Raw genomic sequence first — 22276 nt, 5'->3', positions numbered from 1 at the left:
TTATATTTGGTAGTGGATGGAAAAAATATACATCTTCTCATAAAATGTCCAAACAAAACCTAAGGCTGCAAATCCAAATGTTAGAAAAGTATAAAAAACAAGAAAGTTGATTTTCTGTATCATACGGAAAATCAACTTTCTTGTTTAGCATTAGACGAATTTCTTACTTCTCAAACTCCATTTTCCAACTAAAATAGGCATTATCAGCATTTTTCTCGTACTTTAAGAGCGCATCGAACTTATTCCCTTTTTTACTAGTTAACCCTTTAACCGGTGCAACACCATTTTTCAATAGTGCTTTGACCATTGTCTTTGTAGGTTTTTTCTTCATCGTCGCTAGAAACTTGTCATTTTTCCAAATAACGAATTTACAGCCATTTTTCCAGTTGCTGCAGCCAAAACCTTTTTGCCCTTCTATCACTGCATGTCCGCAAAGAGGGCATTTCCCCATTACTTCATTTGTCTTATGTTCAGTCGCCACCTCATTAATCGTTATTTCTTTTTCATTCTTAATTGTCTCAACTGATTTTGTAGTAAAGTCAAAGATTAACTGTAAAAACTCTTTTTTACTAAAGGTTCTTTTTTCAATATCAGACAATGCCTTTTCGAGGCGACCTGTAAACTCTAAATTGAATAAATCTTTTATCGGAAATGTTTCTACAAGCTTTCTCCCAAGTTCTGTACATAACAAATTTTTATTTTGCATCGAGATATAGCCTACATCCTTCAGCTTTTTAATTGTTTCTGCACGTGTAGCTGGAGTACCAATGCTAAAACCGCTTAAGATTGCATTCAAGTTTTCTTCACTTTCACCATCACCATCATAATTTTTCCCACATGTCTCCATTACTCTAAGTAACGTTCTTTCTGTATGTTGCTTTGGTGGCTTGGTCACATGTGATGTAATTTCATGTTTTACAAGATCTACGTGCTCGTTAACTTGAACGAGTGGTAAAATGGTATCTTTCGATTGAACTTTCTCTACTTTTTTCCAGCCTTCTACAAGCTGCACTTTTCCTTTTGATATAAAAAGTCCTTTTAAGTCTGTATTCATAATTTTTGTTGCAATTCTCGTTTCCTCGTACTCCGCAACAGGCATAAACTGCATAATAAATCTGTTTTTGATTGCCTGATACACTTGCTCTTCATCTATAGTTAGCTTTTTAGGTTTCATATAAGTAGGAACAATTGCACTATGACTTTCTACTTTTGAGTTATCAAAAATCCTTTTAGACTTAACAAACTTGATTTCATCCTTATATGGTAGGTCTTCTGATAAAGTCTCTAATACCTTCGCTGTTTTACCGACAAGACTTTCTTCTAAGGCTACACTGGCCGTACGTGGATATGTAATAAACTTTTTCTCATACAAGGTTTGAGCTACTTTTAATACTTTATCAGATGTCCAGCCTTTATATTTACTTGTAATATATCCTTGTAAATTAGAAAGGTTAAATAAATACGGAGGATACTCGTTTTTCTTCTGTACTTGCTTATCATAAATAATTGCTGACTTATTTAATAATTCTTGCTGAATCGCTTCTAAAGTTTCTTTATTTTTAAATTTCTCTTCTTTTCCCTCTACATATGTTCCTTCATATTCTTGTTCATCTTTTGTTTTAAACGTCGCTTGAAGTTTAAAATAATGTTCAGGAACAAAGTTCTCAATTTCTTTATCGCGATCATAGATAATTTTTAACGTTGGTAATAGTACGCGGCCGATATTTAAGGCCTTCCCCTTGCCTTTTTGATATTTTAAAGTAGCCACAGAAGTTAAGTTTATGCCAATAGCCCAATCGGCCCACTGGCGACTAACACCCGCATCTTGCAGTGGTCTAAGTTCTGAGTTCAGCTTAATATTTTCTAAACCTTTTATCACCTCAGCTGGTGTCCATTCGTTTAATAAAAGGCGATAAACATCTTTATCTGTCCCAAGGTTATAAATAATACTGTCACCAATTACTTGACCTTCTCGATCATAATCACAAGCAGAAATGATAGCGTCTACATCATTTCTTTTCATCAAGCTTTGAATAATTTTTAATTGCTTTTGGGCACCTCTGTCTGGCTTTTCTCTGTTTCTAGGGTCACCCTTGACTTTATATTTAAACGTATTAGGGATAAATGGAAAGTTCTCCATTTTCCATGTAGACATTTTGTTATCATAATCTTTTGCATCGTATAGTTGAAGCAAATGACCAAACGCCCATGTAACCACATAGCCATTTCCTTCAAAATACCCGTCTTGTCGCGCTTTTATTTTCAGTGCATCTGCAATATTTTTAGATACAGATGGCTTTTCTGCAATAATTAACTTCATTGTTTTAATCACCTTACATTTTGATAGATATTATATTTCTTGTAAACTTCTTTATTTTACTTTATTTTTGTTAGGAAGAAAAATAAAGTAAAATAAATTTATATTTCAAAAAGGACTTTTTATCAATAGACCGAATCATTCATGGATTTCTTTGAAAACTAAAATAGCTCTTTATCTTAACATGGATCTATGATTTTTTCACTTAAAAGTAAAATGGGCTTTTCTTTGAAGATGCTCACATAACTATACAAAGTAGCTAATTCATATTCCATGTTTTAAACTTTTAACTAATAGTTTCTTTTAACTTCTTGTTAAAAAGAAAAAATCCCTGCAACACTTGAAGTCACAGGGGAAATTAAATATGTTCATTCAGATGTTTTCGTTATAAATTACACTTCGCACTTGACTAACGGCTGATTGAGCTTCTGCAATTTCAACAGCAGCTTGTTTGATTGCTTCTTGAGCTAAAATTGGGTCTGAAAATGATTTTTCAATTGCTTGAAGTAGTAAATTTTGCGATAGAGTCACATTCGCTTTCGCTTGATTTAATTGGTTTGCGTCAATTTGTTGTTGATATTGAGTCACTCGTATCTCCCCTTTTACCTACGGTTAAGATTGGATAGGGTTAAAATAAAGCACAAAAGGAGGGGCAAATGCCTCTCCTACTTTTTATTAGAATCTGATTTTATTAGGATCATTAGATGATAATCTTACTTACACCAATTCATTTGTAATCAATAATCTCTTCGACCTTTCGTAGCTATATTTCCCTACAACATATTTGAAGGGAAATATAGTTTCTTTATTCAGATTTTTGTGCTAAAAACGCGCTTTGCACTTGACTAACTGCTGTTTGAGCAAGTGCGATTTCTGTAGCAGCTTGTTTGATTGCTTCTTGAGCTAAAGCTGTGTCTGAAGTTGATTTCTCAATTGCTTGATTTAGTAAATTTTGTGTAAGAGTTACATTTGCTTTCGCTTGATTTAATTGATTTACGTCAATTTGTTGTTGTGTCATGAGTATCTCTCCTTTTTAATTTTTAAATTACCTCTATATATTGACCTAGCCTTATACTTTTATAATTGAAAAAAACTTCCAAATATTTTGATTATATCCAAATGATATTGATGATCTTTTTTACATATAAACAATCAAAGATTCAAGACACTGACAAATTTCATTCAAAAAAGGCTTATAGAAATTGGCAAAATGACTTCTATAGAAACTACATGCTTTTTTGTTCAGGAGGGAACATTAAAGATATCAAAAAATGAAGGAGACAACTTTCATGAATTTTAAAATTTTTAGGGCTATCAATCGGCTTGCGGGTCATTTTTCTCTTATGGATATGTTGATGATATTGATTTCAAACAAAGTTCGCTATGTTTTTATTTTTGTTTTAGGATTAATGTGGTTCCGAAACGATTCTGGTAAAAAAGTGGTTTTAAATGCAATCAATTCAACAGTATTTACTTTATTAATTAACAATTTAATTAAATTGTTTTATTTTAAGCCTCGTCCGTTTATGAAACGGCGTATCGGCATACTTATTCCTTCGAAGACGGATTCTTCTTTTCCTAGTAAACACACTTTACTTGTGTTTGCTGTATCTACTTCTATTTTTCTTCGCGAACGTTTTCTTGGGTCAATCATGTTAGGATTGTCTGTGTTGACGGGGTTGTCACGTATATGGGTAGGGCATCATTATCCTTCTGATATTATTGGAAGTTCTTTTATTGGCACCTTGACGAGTCTCGTGATTGACAAAACTTCACGTTTATTTCGTTCTTTTGTTCGTCTATAAAAAGGGCATAAATTTATTTTTCTCAATGTACATAGCAACAATGATTTCGTAAATAAACTTAGCATAATAGAGGAGATTGGAATTTAGAAATCAGAATAATGACGTTTAACATTCATCATGGCAAGGGGATTGATAAACAAGTTGATCTCTATAGAATCGCTGAAGTAATTGAAAAAAGTGATGCTGATATAATTGGTCTTAACGAAGTTGATAAACATTTTTCTAAGCGAAGTCTCTATGAAAATCAAATTGGTTGGCTTGCAAAACAATTGAATATAGAGCACGCTTTCAGTCCATCTCTCTCTATAAAATCTAAAAATTCAACAACGATACGGCAATATGGAAATGCCCTTTTATCTCGGTATCCGATTGTAACAAAAAAGAGCCATTCATTTAATTATATTTCCGGATTAATTGAAGGAAGGTCATTGCTCGATGCAACAATTGAAATAAACAATCAGTTATATCAAATAATGGTTACTCATTTAAGTCTTAATCCCTTTCTTCATCGGAAACAAACAGATTTTATCGCAAATCATCTTCATATGTATCACCATCCTATTATGATAATGGGAGATTGGAATATGAAACCGAGATCAAGAGGATTTAGAAAAATAACAAATGAGTTACAAGACGCTTGGCATTTTGCGGAAATGGGACCGGGCTACACTTATCCATCGCTTCATCCAAGAATGAGGTTGGATTACATATTTGTCAGTCGTAACCTTCAGGTTGTTGAGGCAGAAGTTTTAACAAATATGCCAATAGCTTCTGATCATTTGCCGTTAAAAACGACATTATCTCGCTGTTGAAAAAGGAAAGAATGACCAGAATCAAATGAAAATAGTCTGACTCTGCATTAGTGTCAGACCTCTCTAATTTACTATAAAGCATTAGACTAATTTTAACAAAAAAGAAGTTGGGTACCTAAAAGGCGCCCAACCTCTCAACCTTTCCGCATAATTTAGTAGTATGCTGCGTATCGCCTTGCTTCATAAAACCAAAGGAGAGTTCTCGTTTACTCATAACTTGTTAAATAACGATGGATAGAAGAAAACACCTTATCTCTTATAAGCTCTTCTTCATTTAATAAATGATGTTTTCCGTTCTCTATAAGTTCAACATCTATATTTGAAAACTTCTTCAGTAAGAAAACAACATTATATCGCCAATCCACCGTTGTGTCCTTTTTTCCCTGGAGGATGAGAACAGGGACAGGACTAGGGGTTCCTTCCTTGATGGATTCATTCCATTTCATCAATGCTTCTAGCCAACTGAGAGGGATTTTATCATACTGCAATGGATCCTGCTTCACGAAACGCAAAAACTTTGAATCTGATGAATTGTTTCGAAAAACCCTTCTCAATTGCCGGGTAAACACCTTTAATGGCTTTATCCCGATGGTGATTGCATTCCAGCGATAAGACCGAATAAGTGGACAGATGAGAACTGCTTTTCGAATCTGAGACGCTTTATGATTGTTCAGTATATAATCGACTGCCGCAGCAGCTCCGGTACTGTGAGCCACGATATAGACGGGAAGAGAGCTTGAGGACAGGTGTCTGTGCACGACTTCTCGAATACTTTCTGCATAAAGAGAAAACTCCGAAACGACTGCCCGTTCTCCTGTTGACAATCCATGTCCTGGTAAATCAAATATCAACACATGAAACCCTTGTTGAACCAAAAAGCGAATGACAGCACTTAACACTCCAGCATGATCATAATAACCGTGGAGAAGGAGAATATCTGCTTTTGCCTGTAAGGGACGAAAAGATTGGATAAACAGCCATTCATGAGCAACTTGTTCAAATCCATAACGGTACATTACATTATCTGTTGGGAGATTGTAAAACTCGTTGTAACGTTTCATATTTTCAGTCATGGGACGTGAATCGTATGTAAAAAGCAAATGCTGGTCGTTTCGAATGTCTTCAATGACTTGTTTCATACTCCACTCCTATGTCTCAGTAATTTATTGGTATCATCTAATGATTTTTGCACCATAACCTTACCTTACCCCCATTAGTGATTTTCACTAAAAAAATGGAACAAATGCCTAGTCCTTAAGACATACAGTGGAGCTATATGCGAATGTACAAAAAATGCCAACATCTGTCGTATAGATAAAAGGAAAATGCTGGAGGTGCCCTATAGAAGATGAACGTAACTTGAAAAAGAATTCTTCTTTTATAGAATTTTTCTCAAACAATATCCTAATACTATACTTTATGAAACATTAAATGGCCGATTATCCGTTGATTATAGCTTATTAATTATTCATTATTTAGAAAGTGAGGAAAAAATATTGATTAATTGTAATACATTAATTTTTTCTGCTTCTATTGGAAATGGACATAATCAAGTAGCCAAAGCACTACAAGAAGAGTTTGAGAAAAACGGGATGAGATACCAATGTATGATGTTATAGTAGAAAATGTAATTAAAGGATTCTTAATTTTTGGTTTTGTGATATTCTTTATACTGATAGGAATAACTAATCCTTCGTCAGAGTAAAACGTTGCTTAAATGTAGCGTTTTTTTATTTTCTGCTTTAAGGATAATCTTACTTACGCCAATTCATTTGTAATCAACAATTTCTTCGACCTTTTCGTAGCTATATTTTCCTACAACATTTATGATGGGGAAATTAAGTATGTTCATTCTGATTTTTATGTTAAAAATGCGCTTTGCACTTGACTAACTGCTGTTTGAGCAAGTGCGATTTCAGTAGCAGCTTGTTTGATTGCTTCTTGAGCTAAAGACAAAATGTAGAATTCAAATATCATGAAAGAAAAAACAATTAGAATGAATAGAGATACTATATAGTAATACTTTTTGCTTAGGGATAAAGAGAATAGGGACTAACCTCTTTTTAGATAGCCCCCATTGAAAAAGAATGCTTATTGACTATTATTGTTTTTATTAAACATTTTAGGCGTTAGTTCTTCAGTAAATTCACTAGCAAAATTCACTTGATTTTGTAATGGTCTACTCGTATTATTTCGAATGCTGTTGTACCCGTCTTAGATTTGTTGTACCCATCTTAGATTACGGCTTCCGATCACTCCAAGTGTCGTTAAACCAAGTAATGACCAAAGTATCATGCTTCCGTTATTCGTTCTTCTCTTTCTAAACATGTTAAAGAAGCGTTGATTTCTTCTTCCACTTATAAATGAAAAAAGCGTATTTAAATTGTTCATTCTGATTACCCCCTATTTCGTATTTTTTTTGGAGACAATCATATTGTGTATTAATTCTACAGAAATTGTGATGGTAATTTTTAATACCTTTGTTTTACGTGATGTGTTAAAAACTGGGCCGATTTCCCCCTTAAATTAAAGAAAGAATCCAGTCTTTTAAATCTAAAATACGTAAATTTTTCGGTTTTGTATCTGTTCCGGTTACAATCATTGAAACAAGTGAATCTTGTTCATGTAATCCTCCGTGACTAGCACCACCAACATGCGTAGGAGACCCTTCGCCAATAAACTCATATCCCGGTTTGGCACTAACAACTAGATAATCCCCTTCATGTGAAAAAAACGTCGTATAAAGTCTTGCCAATGCATCTGGATAAGCTCCATAACTGACTGTATTTTCATTTATTGAAAGGCCTAATAGTTCTAGTTCCCCTTCTATATACCAAGATTGTCCATATTCATCATTCAAATCTCCTTCAGGGTGAAAAATTAATTGTCCATCTTGAATGCCGGAAATTACATTAACAGAATTTCCCTTTTTCCAAGCGATGACATCAATTCTTTCATCTTTTTGCAAAATTTTTGCAATTTCTTCTAGAGGTACAGTCTTAGAATCCAGTGAATAAATAAAAGACATTCTTTCATTCACACAAAGAATCACTTGAGCTGAAGAGGTAACGCCATCTTTTAATTTCGGAATTTGATACGAATGCAACAGTTTTCTAAGATCTATCAATGCAAGGTTACGATTATTATCAATCCATGCTTGGCCATTATCACCTAGAATAATCCATATATTATTCGTTAATGCTTCTTCCCATGAACGATACGTGTTGAGGATCGTTTGAAGTTGCTTATCTACTTTTTCAATTCCTTTACTATCCATCCTCCCTTTTTTATGTATGCGTTGATCTAAATTAGGAAAGTAAGCAATTGTGAATGCAGGAAGCAGATCCCGTTCGATGAGATATTTCACTTCTTTTGCTGTAAATTTGTCATTAAACCCATATCTCTGCCAAAAAAAGGAGTTCCTTTTTGATGGATTCAATTTCGTCATAGCCCCGTATGAAAATACACTTGGCGCATACGCGAATATTTTCCTTCTCATTCCTGTAACCAATGACATCAAAAAAGGAAATGTTATTTGTACAGATTGATTTCCCCTATATAATAAAGTATTAATGGATGCTGTTTGAATATCTTGAACCATCAGGATTTCATGAATCGTCTTATGTTTTTTACTTAAATGGTTATGATTTAAATTGTAAAAAATATCTTCCATTGCCTGTTTTAACCCTAATTTTATGAGCTCTCTAACATGACCACCATAATCAATAATTCGATTTTCTTTTTTGTTAAACCAAACTAACCCCGGGACTTTATGTTGGTCACTATAAACACCTGTTAACAATGTACTATCGACATTGACGGACATTGTTGGAAATGGACTTACAACGTTTGGAATGTGATAACCATTATCAATAAAAAACTGAAATGCAGGAGCTTTTCCATTTCTAAGTGCTTCCTGTAAAGTTATATTCATTAATGTATCAACGCATAGCATGATAATATGTTTCTTTTCTGATTGTTCTATAGTAACTCGTCCTCTCACTATACTCATTCCTTCATTTATTGTTAATAATCATCAAATCCAGGAGAAGTATGATTCCTTTCCTTATTTTTCCCATTATTTTATCAAATAAAACGAACAAAATATAATCGGGATTAAAGGTATAGATGGGAATATGTAGATGATACCGATGTAGAAACAAGAATCTATGGAAGAATGGCTGCCAAAAAGCAAATGATAAAGGAGTTTTGGTACGCTAAATTTACATCAACGCTTTTTCATTCACCAATCTTGGCAGCACATTGAATACTTGAAATCACTTATTTCTGAAATTGAACAGAGAATTGATACTTTATAACAAAACTATCAGAATGAACTCAATTTATGCTCAATAAACCCTTTTTTCAGATTAGAACAAATCGATTGAATAAAAAATTCAATTTCAATGTTTACTTTTTAAAACATTTCATTAATTTCCCAAGATTCGACGGTTAAATAGGCGGTATACGGATCCATGCCTTTACCTATATTATAACAATGAGGATAGTTAAATTTTTCCACATTAAATGGAATTGCTTCAGCCACATCTCCCTTTACTTGATACCATTTAATTGTTTGATGAATGAATTCTATTGTAATTAAAGAGCATTACAATGTATTCAAAAATGCTGTTTTTCGCTTGCCCACAAGTTTGATATTTTTCGCAAAAGATTTATTCTTCTTGATTAAACTATGAAAGTATTTAATACATACGGTGTCATAATAGTTACCTTTTCTACCCATGCTTGTGGTGATTCTTAATTTCTTAGGATCTCCCGATAATCATTTGCTACATACTGACTTCCTCTATCTGAAGGAAAACTACCCCTTCTTTTGGAGGTTGCCTTCCTATTAATTATTTTAAGGCAATAATCACAATCTCTTTTGTCATACTTTTATTATCTGCCAACCTATGATTCTTCTTGAAAATAATATTTTCTTTAAAACGACAAAAAGGACTAATGATTTACCATCAGTCCTACGTGTCTACGTTTCTATTACATAAATTCTTGTACTAATTTAGTAAACTCTTCTTCATCAATTGATAATTCAGCTGCTGATAGCGGCGTTTCGCTGTAGCCATTGATCGATTCTTGGTATGATTTTTTCTCGGTATTTTGATAAATTAACCCAGTGACTAAGCCATTATGCTCCATCAGTGTTTGCATTGCCATCTCTCTACTGTTTGCATCATAACCTTCTACATTGCCTAGCTTGGTTAAGTTTTCTTTAAACCAATCATATGTATTTACCTTGTTATATGTAACACATGGACTAAATACATTGATAAATGAGAAGCCTTTATGATCAATTCCTGCTTCAATTAATGCCGTCAACTCTTTAAGATCTGTTGAAAAACTTTGTGCGACAAATGTTGCTCCAGCTGTTAACGCCATCTCCATTACCGATAATGAAGATTCAATTGAACCATTCGGTGTACTTTTTGTCACAAAACCTGCCTCACTCCGAGGTGACGTTTGCCCTTTTGTTAAACCATAAATTTGATTATCCATGACGATATACGTGATGTCGATGTTACGACGAATCGCATGGATAGTATGGCCCATTCCGATTGCAAAGCCGTCGCCATCTCCACCTGACGCAATCACGGTTAAATCGCGGTTTGCCATTTTCACACCTTGTGCGATTGGCAAAGAACGACCGTGGATACCGTGGAAACCATAGGAATTAATGTAGCCTGCTATCCGGCCAGAACAGCCAATACCTGCTACAACAGCCAGCTGATCTGGTTCTAATCCTACATTTGCTGCCGCACGTTGGATTGCAGCTTGAACAGAGAAATCACCACAGCCGGGACACCAGTTTGGCTTTACATTATTTCGGAAATCTTTGAACGTAGTTGCCATGTTAGATCAACTCCTTGCTTTTCGTATGAATTTCATAAGGTAGGAAAGGATTGCCATCATATTTTAATAAAGATGAAATCTTTTTTGCATGCCCAATATTCATCTTTAATAGATTCGCAAGTTGCCCTGTTGCATTGTTTTCAACGACAATGACCTTTTTAGCCGCATCGACTAGTGGTTGCATCTCTGCAGTTGGGAATGGATGAATAAGACGAATTTGTGCATGGTTTACCTTTATTCCTTCTGCTTCTAATCGTTCCATTGCTTCTTCAATCGTACCTCTTGTTGAACTGTAACCTACAAGTAGTACATCAGGATTTTCATGTTGCATATTTTTATGAATGGGGTTTTTAAATTGAATATTGCTCAATTTTCTTAAACGTTTGTCCATTTGTTCAAGACGATTCCCTGATGCTTCTGATGGTCTCCCTATTTCATCATGCTCTACACCTGTAACATGGTGTATTCCATTTTTCATTCCAGGAATAACACGTGGTGATATTCCATCTTCTGTTACTTCATAACGTTTAAAATATCCTTTATTCTCAAGCTCTGGTAATTCTTCTGTTTGAAGCTTACCACGGCGAATTTCGATTTTACTATAATCTAAAGGTTCAACGGTTTGTTTTCCTAGCGAAAGCTGTAAGTCTGTTAATAGAACAACAGGACATTGATATTCCTCAGCTAGATTAAATGCCTCAATAGTATCATAGAACGCTTCTTGAACTGTGCTTGGAGCCATCACGACTTTTGGAATTTCACCATGGGTACCATAGATCATTGCCATTAAATCTGATTGCTCTTGTTTTGTCGGTAATCCTGTGCTGGGGCCTCCGCGTTGTGTGTCAACGATAACAAGAGGTTGTTCCGTCATTCCAGATAGACCAATTGCTTCCATCATCAACGATAGCCCAGGACCAGCAGAAGCTGTAAATGTACGTGCACCTGCATAGTTTGCACCGATTGCCATTGTACAGGCAGCAATTTCATCTTCTGTTTGGATAACGGCACCACCGAATTTAGGCAGTTTCTCGATTAAGTATTCCATAATTTCAGATGCTGGTGTAATTGGATATGCAGCCATAAATCGTGAGCCTCCAGCGAGTGCACCTAATGCAATCGCATCATTCCCAATCATGAACATCCGTTTTTGTGCATCGACTTTATCAAGATACATATCTTGACGATCAAAGCCTAACTCATTTTTTAAATAATTCGCCCCTGCTGAAATCGCTTCCAAGTTCTTCAAAACAATCTTTTCACCTTTACGCCCATATGTATCATTTACAACTTCGTGATACAGTGCTGGATCTAAATTAAGAATGGCACTTGTTGCACCAATCGCAACCATATTTTTCATTAAGGAAGTACCTAATTCAGTTGCAATTTCAGTAAATGGAACAGGATAAAGTGTTACATTTGATTCAGTGGAAATCGTTGGATTGAATTTTGCATCAGCGAGTACAATCCCCCCACTACGTAGCTCGTGGACATTCACATCGATTGTCTCTTGGTCAAAAGCTACTAATATATCAAGATCGTCTGAAATTGACCGAATTTGTGTTGTGCTAACACGAATTTTATTGTTTGTGTGACCACCTTTGATTCGTGACGAAAAGTGGCGATAACCGTATAAATAATAGCCAAGTCGGTTTAAGGCGATAGAGAAAACCTCACCTGTACTTTCAATACCTTCTCCTTGCTGTCCCCCAACCTTCCAAGAAAGTTGACTTATCATGTGTAACACCCCTTTGAATAAATACAAAATAATTTTCAATTTAATAAAGCGACAATTCCGTCAGTGATGGTTATCTTTATCCCATCCTAATGTGCTAGCAAGTCTTACATTCGCTTTTAAAAGGGCGGATCCCCCTTCTTCGCTGCCATGATTCACGAAAAGAGAGTTGGGGTGATTACGACCCAATAATGCGGGATAAAATAATTACTATTACCTAGCAATGTTTTAATAATCTTTTGATTTTTATTTCTATTCTTCTCAAAGTCTATTAATACCAATTTCATTTAATCATGTTGTTGATATCTTGACCAATGAATAAGAATTGAAAATTAATTTAAGGAATTAAAATGTTTTTTATTCCCTAAACGCCTTCAATTTTAGACTGAAAGGAATAAAAAAACAAGAGTTTATCCCAACTTTTTTTTATTCCCTTTTATAAATGAATTGATGAACGTAATTCCTCTGAATCAGTAGGAAAGATGATCAATAAAATTTTGGTAGACAAACTTTTTAACTACTCTTTGGGGGTAATAATTTAAAAGTTGATTAACAAAGTCGTAGTAACATGAATACTCGTTAAGACCCGGTATCGTTTCATCAATTCCGTCAAAATCTGAACCAAATCCGATATTATTTTCCCCACCTAGAGCGCAAAGATAATCAACATGTTTTAAAACATCAGACATTTTAGGTCCTTGACTATTTGTAGTAAAAAAAGGGACAAATGTTACACCAATTATTCCTTTTTTCTTAAATAATGCAACAATTTGTTCATCCTTTAAATTACGGACATGAGCACATAGCTTATGTGCATTGGAATGTGAAGCAATTGGATATTCAGCTAGATCAAGAGCCTCCCAAAAGCTTCTTTCACTTGCATGGGATAAATCCGTCCATAGTCTTTGATCATTTAAATAGTGTACGACCTCCCTCCCGAAGTTTGTCAGTCCACCATTTCGTTTTTCATGTGCGCCATCTGCAACAAGATTTGCAAAATTCCATGTTAGCCCAACCGAGCGAACTCCTAACTGATAAAGGATCTCTAAATGTTCAAGCTGATCCCCGATGGCATCACAGCCTTCAAGAGTTAAGATTGCACCGATTTCGTTTTTAGCTAAGTTCAGTAAATCTGATTTCGTTTTTATTAATTTTACTTCTGGATATTTTTTTAAAACCTTCTGATAAAATAGATTTATTTGCGCATGTGCGACTGCTAGTCTATTTACAAACGGAACATCATTAGGTACAAAAATAGCAAAACATTGAATTGGCTTGTTCATTGCTTTCAATTTTGATATTGACACATGGAGGCTTGGATCTTCATAGACATCAATACTTGGATCTCTCCAAAGCTTGTAAAGCATATCACAATGCGCATCAAACACCCTCATTTTTCAATTTACTCCCTTCAAAACTCTACATTCTTATATCTTCTCTTCTGTTCCTTCAACACCATTTTCTTTACCTAGACTTGTCTTTTTTCAAACTGGTTTAGATGGATCAACACAGTAGGTGTATTCCATCCCCTTTCCATCAATGACGAAACAAGGGTTTGACTCAACGTTTGAGTCAAACCCTTTTACTAAAATATGATTTTCATTTCTAAATGTATCAATTATCGTGGCTCAACGATTAATTTAATCGCTGTACGCTCCTCGCCATCTATTTGAATATCAGTAAACGCAGGTATACAAATTAAATCTACGCCGCTTGGCGCTACAAAGCCCCTAGCAATCGCTACAGCCTTAACAGCTTGATTAAGTGCTCCAGCACCAATTGCTTGGATCTCAGCATTTCCTCGCTCTCTTAAGACACCAGCTAATGCACCAGCGACTGAATTAGGATTAGACTTTGCTGAAACTTTTAATATATCCATTTCTAGTTCCCCCTTATTTTTCAATGAATTCTTGAGTGTTCATTAGAACATCATAGGCATATTTTGTTTAAAAGGGATCCCCTCTTTCCCATTTTAAACAGTATTAGCTCATCATCCAATGATACTATATTCACTAGAAATGGAAAGTATTCCTGCTTGTTCGCACATCTTTTCTAAAAATTCTATACTTATTCAGACTATTTTGTCATTTAATCGAAATAACAAAATATTATTACAATATGTTTTTATTCAAAAAACATATGATCATCGTTAATTAAAACTCTCTCAATTTTCTTTGATTTTCCTGATTTATCATCAATTTCTACAACAACAGCACTTAATTGTGTGCGTCCTTCTGCGACATCAAATCGAACAGGTAAATTTGTCAAAAATCGTTTCAAAATCATTTCTCGATTTACACCTAATATGCCATCGTAAGGTCCTGTCATACCGACATCAGTAATATAGGCAGTTCCTTCATGTAAAATGTGTTCGTCTGCCGTTTGGACATGTGTATGTGTCCCAACAACTGCGGATACTTTCCCGTCTAAGTACCATCCCATTGCTTGCTTTTCACTCGTTGCCTCTGCGTGAAAATCAACAAAAATAATCGGTGTCCGTTTTTTCGCCTCTGCTACTAGTTCATCAGCTTTCTTAAAAGGACAATCTGATGGTGGAAGAAAAACTCGACCTTGTAAATTAATAACCGCTACCTCTTTTCCCCCGACTTGAACAAAAGTCATCCCCTTACCTGGATTACCTTCAGGGAAATTAGCTGGACGGATCATTTTGTGAGCACGATCAACAAAATCAAAAATTTCACGGTTATCCCACGTATGATTCCCCATCGTTATGACATGTGCGCCACTTTCAATAAATTGTTGATAAATTTTCTCAGTAATTCCTTTACCATGTGCCGCATTTTCTCCATTTATAATGACAACATGTGGATTATATTTTGTTTTTAACTTTGGTAAATACTCTTTCACCATATCTCGACCTGATGAACCAAATACATCTCCGACGAACAAAATTTTCATAATTGAAGCCCCTCTATTTTACATAATCTTTTAACTTGACCTTTATAAAACCATTTCACAATAGGTTTTATATTTCTTCTATATAGTTTTGCATAAATCTCACAAAAAATAAAGTGGCGCATTTCTGCACCACTTTATTTTGCATATTCAACTGCTCTTGTTTCACGAATAACAGTTACTTTAATATGACCAGGATAATCGAGTTCCTCTTCAATTCTCTTTCGGATGTCTCTTGCCAAGCGATGTGCTTGTAAATCGTCTATACTATCAGGTTTAACCATGATTCGTACTTCACGACCTGCTTGAATGGCAAACGACTTCTCAACACCTTCATAAGATTCTGAGATCTCCTCGAGCTTCTCTAGGCGGCGAATGTAATTTTCAAGTGTTTCACTACGTGCACCAGGTCTTGCAGCTGATAATGCATCTGCTGCTGCAACAATAACAGCAATGACTGACGTTGGTTCAGTGTCTCCATGATGTGAAGCAATACTGTTGATAACAACTGGGTGCTCTTTATACTTCGTTCCGAGCTCAACACCAATTTCAACGTGACTTCCTTCAACTTCATGATCAATTGCTTTACCAATATCATGCAATAACCCTGCTCGTTTAGCTAATAACACGTCTTCTCCAAGCTCAGCTGCCATTAGTCCTGCTAAGTAAGCAACCTCTGTAGAATGCTTCAATACATTTTGACCGTAACTAGTTCTGAATTTCAGACGACCTAAAATTTTAATTAAGTCAGGGTGTAGACCATGAATACCAACCTCAAACGTCGTCTGTTCTCCTGTTTCTCGGATATACTCATCGACTTCTCGGCGTGACTTCTCAACCATCTCTTCAATACGTGCCGGATGAATCCGACCGTCCTGAACAAGCTTGTCAAGCGCAATTCTTGCAGTTTCTCTACGAATTGGATCAAAACCTGATAAAATAACTGCTTCAGGTGTATCATCAATGATTAGATCAATACCCGTTAATGTTTCCAAAGTACGAATATTTCGTCCCTCACGTCCAATAATGCGCCCCTTCATTTCATCATTCGGAAGGTTAACAACAGAAACTGTAGTTTCAGCTACATGATCTGCTGCACAGCGTTGAATAGCAAGTGACAGAATTTCTTTAGCCTTCTTGTCGGCTTCTTCCTTCGCACGATTTTCGCTTTCTTTTATCATAATCGCGGTATCATGTGTGAGCTCTTTTTCAACCTTCTCAAGTATGATTGACTTTGCTTCATCTCGTGTCAGGCTAGATATGCGTTCAAGCTCTGTTTGCTGTTTACGCACCATCTCGTCCACTTTGCTTTCCATCTCTTCAATATGCTGTTGTCTTTCATTCAGAGAATCTTCCTTTTTCTCTAGCATAACTTCACGTTTTTCTAAAGAATCATCCTTACGATCAAGATTCTCTTCCTTTTGTAATAAGCGATTTTCTTGTTTCAGAAGTTCATTTCGTCTCTCACGAACTTCCTGCTCTGCTTCTGTTCGCAACTGGTGAATTTCATCCTTTGCTTCAAGAAGCGCTTCTTTTTTCGATGCTTCAGCATCGCGCTTTGCTTCTTCAAGGATCTGTTCCGCTGCATGATTAGCGCCAGCAATTTTCGCTTCGGCAATGGATTTACGAACAAAATAGCCAACAACTGCACCGACGATTAGGCCAAGCAAAATGGAGATAATAATTGATACGGTGTCCATCAATACACCTCCTCTTGCTATGAACTTGTTTTTTCTAGATTAAAGTGTCGGCATGTACATTGTTCAAGTATAAGTTGTCAACATACAGCACAAAGCTTAGTTTTCATGTTGAACTTATAGTCTTAAAAGGATTTATTTAGGAAGACAGTTTCAAGTACCAACATTATTGCTTTCAAAATGCTTCAATCATCATTTTACAAAATTGTAAAATATACATCCTAATTGTAAATGTGTGAAATTTTCTTGTCAAGCCTGTCGTTATCACGATTATAGGCACTTTACCAAATAAAAAGATACAATACCCTTTACATTCTGATAAAAATAATGCAGTTTTTGTAGAAATATGTCACATTATTTAAATCGATAATGAAAATAATAATTATTATATCCAAATATACGATCTATTTATACCCATTCTAACTATTTTTCGTGATGATCTTCTAGCTCTTACATTAGAAATGATAAGAAAACTATTTTCATATATAATGCGAAATTGCCATACCTGTGGGATTTACTGTTCTTTAACCTGTTCTAAATTGTGATTTCCTTCAGCGAGTTTTCTTTATTTTCACAGACTGATAGCGGAAATAACCTTAATCTTACGGATAGTTTGCTTCACTTACCTCCCTTAGTTTCTCCCAAACCTTGAGGGAGGGGGTTTAGAATGGGAAAACTAGCTATGTATTTATGAAGATTAAAAGAGAGGGCAATTGCCCTCTCTTTTTAATCCTTTAATAAATTTAGTTCTTCTTGATCTTCATCTGGAGCAATGACTTCTTCATCCAAGCCATAGTGCTTACGGATTTTCTCTTGAATCTCTAAACGAATTTCTGGATTTTCTTTTAGGTATTGTTTCGCATTTTCTCGACCTTGGCCTAAACGCTCTTCATTATACGAATACCATGATCCACTTTTTTGCACAATATCAATGTCTGAGCCTAAATCGATAATCTCACCCTCTTTAGAGATCCCTTCACCGTACATAATGTCTACTTCAGCTACTTTGAACGGTGGTGCAACTTTATTTTTGACAACTTTAATTTTTGTCTTGTTACCGACCATGTCATTTCCTTGCTTTAGAGTTTCTGCACGACGAACCTCTAAACGAACAGACGAATAGAATTTTAACGCACGTCCACCTGGTGTTGTTTCAGGATTACCGAACATAATACCAATCTTCTCACGAATTTGGTTGATGAAAATGGCAATTGTTTTTGATTTATTAATCGCACCTGACAGCTTACGTAATGCTTGTGACATTAAACGAGCTTGAAGCCCAACGTGAGAATCACCCATCTCCCCTTCAATTTCCGCCTTCGGTACTAAAGCAGCTACTGAGTCAATAACAAGGATATCAATAGCTCCACTTCGAACAAGAGCCTCAGCAATTTCAAGTGCCTGCTCACCCGTGTCAGGTTGTGATAATAATAATTCATCGATATTTACGCCTAGCTTTTGTGCATACACAGGATCAAGTGCGTGCTCCGCATCGATAAAAGCAGCTTGACCTCCTTGTTGCTGTACTTCCGCAATTGCATGAAGGGCAACAGTTGTTTTACCTGAGCTTTCAGGACCGTATATTTCTATAATTCTACCACGTGGATATCCACCTACTCCTAACGCAGCATCAAGAGCAAGGGAACCACTTGGAGATGTTAAAATCTTTCTATCTGTTTGTTCCCCCAATTTCATTATGGAACCTTTACCGAATTGCTTCTCTATTTGTTTTAACGCCATATCTAAGGCAGCTTGACGATCGCTCACAAAATTTCCTCCTTTTATTGAATCTATACTAAATATACAGCTTTTTTTATCGTTTGCCAAGTAAAAATCGAACATTTATTCGATTGTTTTCGTTTGAAAATCTAACGAAAAATTTATTTTTTAATTAGAAGGATATTCAATAATGAATACAATAATCTGCGAAATAATTACATTTTTACACTTAGTAACTGAAAGTTTCCATCAGCAGAGAGATGTTCTCTCCCGTAATTAGCGAAAAAAATAGAATCTGAAAATCAGATCCTATCTATGTCTCTCAATTATATAATCATTTTAGATTATCACTAGAGACCATTATATCATTCTATTTCCGTTAATAGTTTAACCAAATAATGGCATCCATACTTTACCGTTCGAACCCGAATTCCATTTCGTGTACCTGCAAAATGAAACTTGTAAACTTGAGTTTCATGGCCTTGAGTTGCGATACCGATAAAGACTGTACCTACTGGCTGTCCCTCATGCGGCTTTGGACCAGCTACACCTGTAAAGCTAATACCGATATCACTTTTCGCTAATTTCCGTATTTGTTCGGCCATTTCCTTTGCACATTGTTCACTAACAGCCCCGAATTTAGCGAGTGTATCAATTGAGACATTTAGTACTTGAGCCTTCATCTCATTTGTATAACAAACAATGCTTCCTTTTAAAAATTGTGATGCACCATCTAAGGCAGTGATTTGTTCTGAAAACATACCGCCTGTTAAACTTTCTGCAGCAGAAATTGTTTTTCCCTTTTCGACTAATAGCTTTGTTAGTTCTTTTGCGAGAGTCGTTTGCTCATAGCCGTAAAAAAACTCACCTACACGTGCGTTAATTTTCTGTTCAAGATCATTTAGTAGTTGATTGGCAATGTTTTCATCTACATGCTTTGCGGTTAATCGTAATGTTACTTCTCCGTCACCTGCTAAAGGTGCAACAGTTGGGTTTACCTGTTCATCAATAATGTCTTGTATATCTGTTTCAAGCTGGGATTCCCCAATCCCAAAATACCTTAACACGCGAGAAGTAATCTTTTCTTGGAAACCAAGTTGATTTTGGAAATATGTACGACCATAGTTTTGAAACATGGGCTTCATTTCCTTAGGTGGGCCAGGTAATAGCATATAGATGGTTCCATCAACTTCCAAAGCCATCCCAGGAGCCATTCCATAATCATTTTTCAGGATGTTTGCACCATCTAATACAAGTGCTTGCTTTTTATTATTTTCAGACATGATTCTTTTCGTTTGAACAAAGTATTGTTCGATGTATTCTAATGCTTCCTGATCAAAAACAAGCTCTTTACCAATTGTTCTTGAAATGGTTTCTTTCGTTAAATCGTCCTTCGTAGGCCCGAGCCCTCCTGTGAAAATAATCACATTTGAACGGTCTTGGGCAATCTTTATCGCTTGTTCAAGTCGCGCGGAATTGTCTCCGACGACTGTATGATAATAAACATTCATTCCAAGATCAGCTAACTGCGAAGATAAAAATTGAGCATTGCTATTTACTATTTGACCAAGCAGCAATTCAGAGCCAACCGCTATTATCTCTGTACGGACATTCATTTGGTTCCCCTCCTGAGAGCTTAAAAATTATTTCGAGTTGATAAATGCTTGTTTATTTTTACTGAAATAATCCCATCCAGATATCACCGTGAAAAATGTTGCAACCCACAAGGCAATGGTCGCAAATGGCAGGTTAATAAATTCAAATGGCAGATTATGTAGTAGTAATGCTGAGATTGCAATGATTTGTGTCCATGTTTTAATTTTACCTAACATGTTCGCTGCCACAACTTCGCCTGTCCCTGCTAAAACAAGTCTTAATCCTGTGACTGCGAACTCACGACTTATAATAAGGATGACCATCCAAGAAGGTGCAAGTTTAAGCTCTACTAATATGATTAATGCAGCAGAAACAAGTAGCTTGTCCGCTAACGGATCTAAAAATTTCCCAAGGTTTGTCACCTGATTAAGCTTTCGTGCATAATAACCGTCAATCCAATCTGTTGTGGATGCAATGATAAAGATAAGAGCACCAACAAAATGGGTAACTAAAATCGATTCAGACCCAAAGGTTAATTCTCCCCAGTTAAATGGAACGAGCATGATAATCATAAAAACAGGAATGAGAAAAATTCTTGAGATTGTAATTTTATTTGGCAAATTCATGTGTTTATCCTCCGTATTTCGTATTGATGAATTAGTCGTTTTGAAAACGTTTGTTACAGGCGTAAAATTTTAAATAACTGTGATTCTTCACGGAGAGTCCCTTTCCCCTGAGATTCAAATGAAACAAAGAAGAAATGTTTAGGGATATCTGCCGGATAAAAATCAGATAAATCTTACTATATAACACAAATGGGGACGACTCAAGTTAATGGTCAGACACCTAACCAAACATGTATAGCTTCAAAATTACTATACATGTTTGAATAGATGCCTGACTCTACAACATGAGTCAGTCCCTATTATTTGTTATAAATAATGGTAATGTTTTGAGGTGTTTTCTTAGTATCCTCATATTTTAATAACTCACCATTGATTTTCAAATCAGTGCCAGGAACGTTTCCAACTCTTACTTTGATTTCTGATTCCGCTGTAAAATCATTTACTTTTGATTCCCCTTGAGGGATCTCAGCACCAAAAAAGCTCTTATTTTTTCCATTTTTAATACCTACCCAAGTTCGCCCTTTTGCAATGACCTCTAGTTCAAATTTATCCGTACCAGTTAGCTCGTAGGTTGTTGCGCCTCCGTTAACCTCTTTAACGGTTAACTTTTGAACCTGTTCTTCAGGTTTTGTTTCAGGCTCTGCTTCTACTTGAGAATCTTGTTGCTTCTCAACAACAGGCTCTTCATTCTTGTTTTCTTCAGGTTTAGGCTTTTCAGCTGTTTCATATTCAACATCATTCACTTCGTCAGTAACCGGATCATTATTATTTGGATCTGCTACATGTGCGTTTTGTTTCCATATCCAAAAGACAATTGCAATCACAATAATCACAGCAACAGTTAATAGTTTAGGCAGTAACTCAAGAAGCTTAGAAGCAGTTTTAGGCAGCTCTTTATGTGTTTTTACTCGTGAAAGTTGTTCAGGTAAATCATCATTATATGTACTTGGAACTTCATTTTTATATTCTTCAAAGATGATTTCTGGATTTAAATTCACTGCCTCAGCGTACTGCTTGATAAATGCTCGAACATAAAAATTCCCTGGAATCATTGAATAGTTACCTTCTTCAATACCAATTAAGTACCTTTTTTGAATTTTCGTTATTGCTTGAAGGTCGTCTAAGCTAATGTTTTTTTCTTCTCTTTCTTGCTTAAGTCGATTTCCTAGTTCACTCAACCGTAAC

The 22276-nt window shown here is 35.5% G+C and carries 19 protein-coding genes; 2 read left to right on the top strand and 17 right to left on the bottom strand.

All coding sequences use genetic code 11. The features are described from left to right. Window positions 1–163: 163 nt before the first annotated feature. From K9V48_RS09710 to K9V48_RS09700, 3 genes are all read right to left on the bottom strand, one after another. The gene (locus tag K9V48_RS09710; RefSeq protein ID WP_224138719.1) at window positions 164–2320 is read right to left on the bottom strand and encodes a type IA DNA topoisomerase; all 2157 of its coding nucleotides are present in this window, start codon (window positions 2318–2320) and stop codon (window positions 164–166) included. A gap of 369 nt (window positions 2321–2689) precedes the next feature. After that, a complete protein-coding gene (locus K9V48_RS09705) occupies window positions 2690–2905 on the bottom strand; it encodes a hypothetical protein (protein ID WP_224138718.1) in 216 nt (71 codons plus the stop codon). A gap of 217 nt (window positions 2906–3122) precedes the next feature. Continuing rightward, a complete protein-coding gene (locus tag K9V48_RS09700) occupies window positions 3123–3335 on the bottom strand; it encodes a hypothetical protein (protein ID WP_224138716.1) in 213 nt (70 codons plus the stop codon). Between the two features lie 271 nt (window positions 3336–3606). On the opposite strand from K9V48_RS09700, the gene K9V48_RS09695 reads away from it, so the two are divergent. Both K9V48_RS09695 and K9V48_RS09690 read left to right on the top strand, forming a co-directional pair. After that, the gene (locus K9V48_RS09695; RefSeq protein WP_224138714.1) at window positions 3607–4122 is read left to right on the top strand and encodes an undecaprenyl-diphosphatase; all 516 of its coding nucleotides are present in this window, start codon (window positions 3607–3609) and stop codon (window positions 4120–4122) included. A gap of 98 nt (window positions 4123–4220) precedes the next feature. After that, window positions 4221–4934, top strand: a complete 714-nt coding sequence (locus K9V48_RS09690; RefSeq protein ID WP_224138712.1) for an endonuclease/exonuclease/phosphatase family protein — start codon at window positions 4221–4223, stop codon at window positions 4932–4934. A 206-nt stretch (window positions 4935–5140) separates the two neighbouring features. Here K9V48_RS09690 and K9V48_RS09685 read toward each other — a convergent pair whose 3' ends face one another. From K9V48_RS09685 to K9V48_RS09620, 14 genes are all read right to left on the bottom strand, one after another. After that, window positions 5141–6073 (bottom strand): alpha/beta hydrolase, encoded by a 933-nt coding sequence (locus K9V48_RS09685; RefSeq protein ID WP_224138710.1) that lies wholly within the window; start codon window positions 6071–6073, stop codon window positions 5141–5143. A 1075-nt stretch (window positions 6074–7148) separates the two neighbouring features. Then, a complete protein-coding gene (locus K9V48_RS09680) occupies window positions 7149–7325 on the bottom strand; it encodes a hypothetical protein (RefSeq protein WP_224138709.1) in 177 nt (58 codons plus the stop codon). 130 nt (window positions 7326–7455) lie between these two features. Further along, complete coding sequence (locus K9V48_RS09675) at window positions 7456–8946, bottom strand: alkaline phosphatase family protein (RefSeq protein WP_224138708.1); 1491 nt, start codon at window positions 8944–8946, stop codon at window positions 7456–7458. A gap of 556 nt (window positions 8947–9502) precedes the next feature. Continuing rightward, window positions 9503–9607: an IS3 family transposase gene (locus K9V48_RS29670; RefSeq protein WP_224138789.1), complete on the bottom strand. Its 105-nt coding sequence runs from the start codon at window positions 9605–9607 to the stop codon at window positions 9503–9505. Between the two features lie 325 nt (window positions 9608–9932). Beyond that, the gene (locus K9V48_RS09665) at window positions 9933–10802 is read right to left on the bottom strand and encodes a 2-oxoacid:ferredoxin oxidoreductase subunit beta (protein ID WP_224138707.1); all 870 of its coding nucleotides are present in this window, start codon (window positions 10800–10802) and stop codon (window positions 9933–9935) included. Between the two features lies 1 nt (window position 10803). Further along, window positions 10804–12540 (bottom strand): 2-oxoacid:acceptor oxidoreductase subunit alpha, encoded by a 1737-nt coding sequence (locus K9V48_RS09660; RefSeq protein WP_224138705.1) that lies wholly within the window; start codon window positions 12538–12540, stop codon window positions 10804–10806. A 467-nt stretch (window positions 12541–13007) separates the two neighbouring features. Next, the gene (locus tag K9V48_RS09655; RefSeq protein WP_224138703.1) at window positions 13008–13931 is read right to left on the bottom strand and encodes a dipeptidase; all 924 of its coding nucleotides are present in this window, start codon (window positions 13929–13931) and stop codon (window positions 13008–13010) included. Between the two features lie 224 nt (window positions 13932–14155). Next, the gene (spoVS, locus tag K9V48_RS09650) at window positions 14156–14416 is read right to left on the bottom strand and encodes a stage V sporulation protein SpoVS (RefSeq protein WP_111614911.1); all 261 of its coding nucleotides are present in this window, start codon (window positions 14414–14416) and stop codon (window positions 14156–14158) included. A 245-nt stretch (window positions 14417–14661) separates the two neighbouring features. Further along, window positions 14662–15456, bottom strand: a complete 795-nt coding sequence (gene ymdB / locus K9V48_RS09645; RefSeq protein ID WP_111614912.1) for a 2',3'-cyclic-nucleotide 2'-phosphodiesterase — start codon at window positions 15454–15456, stop codon at window positions 14662–14664. Window positions 15457–15590: 134 nt separating this feature from the next. Beyond that, window positions 15591–17153 (bottom strand): ribonuclease Y, encoded by a 1563-nt coding sequence (rny, locus tag K9V48_RS09640; RefSeq protein ID WP_224138701.1) that lies wholly within the window; start codon window positions 17151–17153, stop codon window positions 15591–15593. A gap of 723 nt (window positions 17154–17876) precedes the next feature. Further along, entirely contained in the window at window positions 17877–18917 is a 1041-nt protein-coding gene (recA, locus tag K9V48_RS09635; RefSeq protein WP_224138699.1) for a recombinase RecA, read from the bottom strand. A 317-nt stretch (window positions 18918–19234) separates the two neighbouring features. Beyond that, entirely contained in the window at window positions 19235–20485 is a 1251-nt protein-coding gene (locus K9V48_RS09630; RefSeq protein WP_224138697.1) for a competence/damage-inducible protein A, read from the bottom strand. Between the two features lie 27 nt (window positions 20486–20512). After that, complete coding sequence (pgsA, locus tag K9V48_RS09625) at window positions 20513–21091, bottom strand: CDP-diacylglycerol--glycerol-3-phosphate 3-phosphatidyltransferase (protein ID WP_224138695.1); 579 nt, start codon at window positions 21089–21091, stop codon at window positions 20513–20515. Between the two features lie 299 nt (window positions 21092–21390). After that, complete coding sequence (locus tag K9V48_RS09620; protein ID WP_224138693.1) at window positions 21391–22269, bottom strand: helix-turn-helix domain-containing protein; 879 nt, start codon at window positions 22267–22269, stop codon at window positions 21391–21393. Between the last annotated feature and the right edge of the window lie 7 nt (window positions 22270–22276).

This window comes from Metabacillus rhizolycopersici, assembly GCF_020075705.1.
This window is presented reverse-complemented; position numbering and strand designations above follow the sequence as displayed.

Excerpts from the sequence above, each read along its gene's own strand:
- K9V48_RS09710 (WP_224138719.1), bottom strand. The coding sequence starts at position 2,320 with ATGAAGTTAATTATTGCAGAAAAGCCATCTGTATCTAAAAATATTGCA.
- K9V48_RS09700 (WP_224138716.1), bottom strand. The coding sequence starts at position 3,335 with ATGACACAACAACAAATTGACGTAAATCAATTAAATCAAGCGAAAGCA.
- K9V48_RS09695 (WP_224138714.1), top strand. The coding sequence starts at position 3,607 with ATGAATTTTAAAATTTTTAGGGCTATCAATCGGCTTGCGGGTCATTTT.
- K9V48_RS09690 (WP_224138712.1), top strand. The coding sequence starts at position 4,221 with ATGACGTTTAACATTCATCATGGCAAGGGGATTGATAAACAAGTTGAT.
- K9V48_RS09685 (WP_224138710.1), bottom strand. The coding sequence starts at position 6,073 with ATGAAACAAGTCATTGAAGACATTCGAAACGACCAGCATTTGCTTTTT.
- K9V48_RS09680 (WP_224138709.1), bottom strand. The coding sequence starts at position 7,325 with ATGAACAATTTAAATACGCTTTTTTCATTTATAAGTGGAAGAAGAAAT.
- K9V48_RS09675 (WP_224138708.1), bottom strand. The coding sequence starts at position 8,946 with ATGAGTATAGTGAGAGGACGAGTTACTATAGAACAATCAGAAAAGAAA.
- K9V48_RS09665 (WP_224138707.1), bottom strand. The coding sequence starts at position 10,802 with ATGGCAACTACGTTCAAAGATTTCCGAAATAATGTAAAGCCAAACTGG.
- K9V48_RS09660 (WP_224138705.1), bottom strand. The coding sequence starts at position 12,540 with ATGATAAGTCAACTTTCTTGGAAGGTTGGGGGACAGCAAGGAGAAGGT.
- K9V48_RS09655 (WP_224138703.1), bottom strand. The coding sequence starts at position 13,931 with ATGAGGGTGTTTGATGCGCATTGTGATATGCTTTACAAGCTTTGGAGA.
- spoVS (WP_111614911.1), bottom strand. The coding sequence starts at position 14,416 with ATGGATATATTAAAAGTTTCAGCAAAGTCTAATCCTAATTCAGTCGCT.
- ymdB (WP_111614912.1), bottom strand. The coding sequence starts at position 15,456 with ATGAAAATTTTGTTCGTCGGAGATGTATTTGGTTCATCAGGTCGAGAT.
- rny (WP_224138701.1), bottom strand. The coding sequence starts at position 17,153 with ATGGACACCGTATCAATTATTATCTCCATTTTGCTTGGCCTAATCGTC.
- K9V48_RS09630 (WP_224138697.1), bottom strand. The coding sequence starts at position 20,485 with ATGAATGTCCGTACAGAGATAATAGCGGTTGGCTCTGAATTGCTGCTT.
- pgsA (WP_224138695.1), bottom strand. The coding sequence starts at position 21,091 with ATGAATTTGCCAAATAAAATTACAATCTCAAGAATTTTTCTCATTCCT.